This window comes from Mesorhizobium sp. M00.F.Ca.ET.216.01.1.1, assembly GCF_004010325.2.
Taxonomy (GTDB): Bacteria; Pseudomonadota; Alphaproteobacteria; order Rhizobiales; family Rhizobiaceae; genus Mesorhizobium.
The window spans coordinates 1-360 of sequence record NZ_SADR02000262.1; the positions used below are offsets into that span (position 1 = coordinate 1).

The following is a 360-nucleotide window of genomic DNA, read 5'->3' on the forward strand; positions in this document are numbered from 1 at the left end:
GGTGACGTTGACGATGAGGTCGGCCGACGCAGCATCATCCGACACGAGGTCGGGAAAAATGACCTCGTAGCAGATGAAGGGGACGGCACGCAGGCCATTCGGCAGCATGATGGCATGACGTTCGTTGCCGGCCGCGAAATTCATCGGCCCGGCAACCAGCTGGCCAACGCCGAAACGGCTGAAGAGGTCGGCGAAAGGCAGGTATTCGCCGAACGGCACCAGATGCACCTTGTCGACCGCGTCGGCGATCTCGCCCTTGTCGTTGATCGCCACCACCGAGTTGTAATAGCGGCTGCCGGCATTCCCCGAACCGCCCTCCTCGCGCACCACGCCGGCGATCAGCATCTGGCCATCGCCCAG

General features: G+C 63.3%; 1 protein-coding gene. It reads right to left on the reverse strand.

What is annotated here, in order from left to right; all coding sequences use genetic code 11:
- A partial coding sequence (locus EN859_RS36025) for a nitrilase-related carbon-nitrogen hydrolase (protein WP_348632972.1) occupies positions 1 to 360 on the reverse strand: 360 nt, incomplete at both ends.